The following is a 4,033-nucleotide window of genomic DNA, read 5'->3' as shown; positions in this document are numbered from 1 at the left end:
CCCGGACGACCGTCCGGGGCCCGCCGCCGTTCCGGGCACCGACCGGCCCGCCGGGTGGCTCGATAATGACCGTATGGACAACCTGCCCGGCCTCCCCCGCCTCGACCGCTGCGCCGTGATGGGCGTGGTCAACGTCACCCCCGACTCCTTCTCCGACGGCGGCCTGTGGCTCGATCCCGACGCCGCCGTGGCGCACGGCCTGCGGCTGGTGGCCCAGGGCGCCGACCTGATCGACGTCGGCGGCGAGTCCACCCGGCCCGGCGCCCAGCGGGTCACCGAGGCGGAGGAGCTGCGCCGGGTCGTCCCGGTGGTCCGCGCCCTGGCCGGGGCCGGGGCCGTGGTCTCCGTCGACACCATGCGGGCCGCCGTCGCCGCCGAGGCGGTCGCGGCCGGCGCCCGGCTGGTCAACGACGTCTCCGGCGGCCTCGCCGACCCCGGCATGGCCGCCGTGGTCGCCGCCACCGGCGCCCCGTTCGTGGTGATGCACTGGCGCGGCCAGTCCGCCGACATGGACGCCCTCGCGGTCTACGACGACGTGGTGGCCGACGTCACCGCCGAGCTGACCGCCCGGATGGCCGCGCTGCTCGCCGCCGGCGTCAAGGAGGAGCAGCTGGTGCTCGACCCCGGCCTCGGCTTCGCCAAGACCAGCGAGCACAACTGGGCCCTGCTCGGCCGCCTCGACGCCCTGACCGCGCTCGGCCGCCCGGTGCTCGTCGCCGCTTCGCGCAAGCGCTTCCTGGGTACGCTGCTCGCCAACCCGGAAACCGGGGAGCTGCGCCCGGCCCGGCAGCGCGACGACGCCACCGCGGCCGTCTCCGCGCTCTCCGCCCGGGCCGGCGCCTGGGCCGTCCGGGTGCACGACGTGGCCGGCACGGCCGACGCCGTACGAGTGGTCGCGGCCTGGCAGCAGGCCGCCCGAAGGGGGTAGGTGTGGCAGTAGCCCGGCAGGAGGCACCGTGGGGCACGACGGCGAGGCGGGCGGACCGTCCGGAGGCGGACCGGTGAGCGGCGAGGCGGCCCTGGAGGTCGACCGCGAGGCCGTCCTCGCGGCGAACCAGGCGCTCTACGAGGCCCTGGAGAACGGTGACCTGGAGGCCGTGGAGTCCATCTGGCTGGGCGCCGGGGAGGCCGACGACAAGGGCGGCGTGGTCTGCGTCCACCCGGGCTGGCCGGTGCTGCGCGGGCGGGCCCAGGTGACCCGCTCGTACATGCTGATCATGGCGAACACCGAGTACATCCAGTTCTTCCTGACCGACGTCGAGTGCGAGGTGCAGGGCGATGTGGCTCTTGTCACCTGCACCGAGAACATCCTCTCCGGCGGTGAGGCCGAGGAGGAGGGCGAGCTCGGTCCGCTGGTCGGCGGCAAGGTCGTCTCCAGCAACCTGTTCCGCCGTACCCCGGACGGGTGGCGGCTCTGGTCCCACCACGGTTCACCCGTCCTGACCAGCGGCGACGACGAGGACGACGACGAGGACTGAGCCGGGCGCCCGGCCGTCGCCGGGGTGGCACCGAACGTTCACGTCAAGTGCCGATCCGGCGTGCGTGACCGGCCGTCGTGCCGGGTAAGCGCTCTGGAGTTGTCGGCGCCCGGGGGTAGATTCGACGGGTGGCGGGCGACGGTGCCCGCCTTCGCCCTGTCCCCGGACGGGGCCGTCGTCCCCTGGGAGCAGTGATTCGTTTGCTGGACCGCGTCACCCTGCGGGGCCTGCGTGCCCGCGGCCACCACGGCGTTTTCGAGCGCGAGCGGGTCGAGGGCCAGACCTTCGTGGTCGACCTCGTGCTGTTCCTGGACACCCGCCCGGCCGCCGCCAAGGACGACCTGACCCGCACCGCGCACTACGGCGTCATCGCCGAGGAGGTCACCGCGGTCATCGCGGGCGACCCCGTCGACCTGATCGAGACGCTCGCCCAGCGGATCGCCGACCAGTGCCTCACCCACGAGGCCGTGGAGGAGGTCGAGGTCACCGTGCACAAGCCGGACGCCCCGATCACCGTCCCGTTCGACGACGTCACCGTCACCATTCACCGGGGCCGCGCATGACGTGCCCGGCACGTCGCCCCCCGAGCCGCAGAGGGATTCCGAGATGAGCACGAGCGACCCGACCGCCTCGCCGACCACGTTCGACCTGGAGGGCCGGGTGGACGGCGTCGACTCCACCCTGCAGACCGTGCGGCATGCCGCCGTCGCCCTCGGCAGCAACCTCGGCAACCGCCTGGAGACCCTCCAGGGCGCCGTCGACGCCCTGGGCGACACCCCGGGCGTCCGGATCCTGGCCGTCTCCGGGGTCTACGAGACCGACGCCGTCGGCGGCCCGGCCGACCAGCCGTCGTACTTCAACGCGGTCGCGGTGCTGCGCACCACCCTGCCGCCGCTGTCCCTGCTGGAGCGCGGCAACGCGGTCGAGGACGCCTTCGGCCGGGTCCGCGAGGTCCGCTGGGGCCCGCGCACCCTGGACGTCGACATCCTCGCCGTCGAGGGTGTCGTGAGCGACGACCCGCAGTTGCTGCTGCCGCACCCGCGGGCGCACGAGCGCGCCTTCGTGCTCGCCCCCTGGCTGGACGCCGACCCGGAGGCCGAGGTGCCCGGCCACGGGCCGGTCGCCGAGCTGCTCAAGGGGCTCGGCGGCGAGGAGGCCCAGGGCGTCCGCCGCCGCGAGGACCTCCAGCTCCGGCTGCCCGAGTAACCGCGCCCCGCCCCCCCGGGGGCCGGGGAACTTCCCCCGGTCCCGGGCCGTCCGTACAGGTGGCGGGCCCGGCCGGGCCGGTACGGTGGCCTGGCACCGCCGCACCGCGACGGTCTGTCAGGGGCACACCGTCCGTCGCGTCCGTCGGGAAGGACAACCTCCGCGTGAAGCCGCTCCGTCTCCGCCTGCTGCTCGGGATCACCGTGGTGGCGGGTGTGCTCTCCTGGGCCGGTGCCAAGCTCTGGGGCTCCCTGGGCGATCTCCCCGGGGTGCCCGCCGCGGCACCCGTGGTGCTCGCCGCGGTCGCCGTCGTGCTGCTGGCGACGGCGATCTCGCTGCGGTCGCGGCTGAAGGCCGTCCGGGAACGGCAGCAGGGGGCGAAGGGCGTCGACCCGCTGCACGCGGCGCGGGCCGTCGTGCTGGCCCAGGCCAGCGGCCTGGTGGCCGCGGTGGTCACCGGCATCTACGCCGGCACCGGGGTCTTCCTGCTCGGCCAGCTGGACATCTCCGCCCGCAAGTCGCAGGCGATCACGGCCGGGTTCGCGGTGCTCGCCGGCGCGGCGGTGATGGCCGCCGCACTCTGGCTCCAGCACGTGTGCAAGCTCCCCGAGGACCACGACGGCCCGAGCCACCCGGCCGCCCCCTCGCCCCGCTGACGGGGCGTCACCCGCGTCCGGCGGAGCGCCCCTGCGGGGTGACCTCGGCGCCCCGGCCGGCGACCACCCGGCCGAGGTTGGCCAGTGACTCCGACGGCCCGTCGGACGACTCGTCGAAGTACGCGGAGTGGCTGGCGAAGGCGTGCCCCGGATCGCCGGGCGCGACGCCGAAGCGGTGCGCCCCGAAGTCCGCGCCCGCCGGGTCCCGGCCGAACCAGAGCTGCCCCGGCCCGAGGGCCTGCCCGGCGACCGCACCGGGGACCCCGCCCAGCACCATGGAGGCGCCCAGCTCGCCGACCGCGGGCAGTCGCCCGACCGGGTCGCAGGCGGCCGTCGCGGTGTACACGTGGCCTGCGCCCACCCCGAGCTGATCGGCCCGCTGGACGCCCGCACCCGGACTGCCCACCAGCACCACGTCGTCCAGCCCGGCGCCGCCGGAGTGCTCCGCGGCGAGCCCGACCACCAGCGATCCGTAGCTGTGCCCGACGGCCGTGACGTGCGCGGGCGGATCGGGCCGGGCGGCCCGCAGCCCGGCGAGGAAGCGGTTCAGGCCGTCCGCCCCGGCCCGGGCCCGGGCATCGTCGGCGACCGCCGCCGAGCGCGGGTCCAGGCCGTGGTTGGGCGGTGCGTCGTACCCCAGCCAGACCATCGCGGCGGGCGACCGCCCGACCCCGGGCCCGGGCGGCGCCCCCC

At 75.9% G+C, this 4,033-nt stretch carries 6 protein-coding genes; 5 read left to right on the top strand and 1 reads right to left on the bottom strand.

The window, feature by feature from the left end; translation table 11 throughout:
* Positions 1–73 precede the first annotated feature (73 nt).
* The 5 genes from folP to ACFV0G_RS35655 all read left to right on the top strand — a co-directional run bounded on the left by folP (position 74) and on the right by ACFV0G_RS35655 (position 3,340).
* Entirely contained in the window at positions 74–928 is an 855-nt protein-coding gene (gene folP / locus ACFV0G_RS35675; RefSeq protein ID WP_380556901.1) for a dihydropteroate synthase, read from the top strand.
* A 73-nt stretch (positions 929–1,001) separates the two neighbouring features.
* Positions 1,002–1,478 (top strand): nuclear transport factor 2 family protein, encoded by a 477-nt coding sequence (locus ACFV0G_RS35670; protein WP_380556907.1) that lies wholly within the window; start codon positions 1,002–1,004, stop codon positions 1,476–1,478.
* 203 nt (positions 1,479–1,681) lie between these two features.
* Complete coding sequence (gene folB / locus ACFV0G_RS35665; RefSeq protein ID WP_380556905.1) at positions 1,682–2,041, top strand: dihydroneopterin aldolase; 360 nt, start codon at positions 1,682–1,684, stop codon at positions 2,039–2,041.
* A gap of 43 nt (positions 2,042–2,084) precedes the next feature.
* A complete protein-coding gene (gene folK / locus ACFV0G_RS35660; protein ID WP_380556899.1) occupies positions 2,085–2,684 on the top strand; it encodes a 2-amino-4-hydroxy-6-hydroxymethyldihydropteridine diphosphokinase in 600 nt (199 codons plus the stop codon).
* A gap of 164 nt (positions 2,685–2,848) precedes the next feature.
* Complete coding sequence (locus ACFV0G_RS35655; RefSeq protein WP_380556897.1) at positions 2,849–3,340, top strand: DUF3180 domain-containing protein; 492 nt, start codon at positions 2,849–2,851, stop codon at positions 3,338–3,340.
* Between the two features lie 7 nt (positions 3,341–3,347).
* Here the strand turns inward: ACFV0G_RS35655 and ACFV0G_RS35650 are convergent.
* Positions 3,348–4,033 (bottom strand): alpha/beta hydrolase (locus ACFV0G_RS35650; protein ID WP_380556895.1); only part of this gene is annotated, 686 nt, incomplete at its 5' end.

The sequence above is a fragment of the Kitasatospora sp. NPDC059571 genome, assembly GCF_042735675.1.
In the GTDB taxonomy this organism is placed as follows: domain Bacteria; phylum Actinomycetota; class Actinomycetes; order Streptomycetales; family Streptomycetaceae; genus Kitasatospora.
The sequence above is the reverse complement of the archived record's forward strand: the minus strand, read 5'-3'. Positions and strand labels throughout refer to the sequence as shown.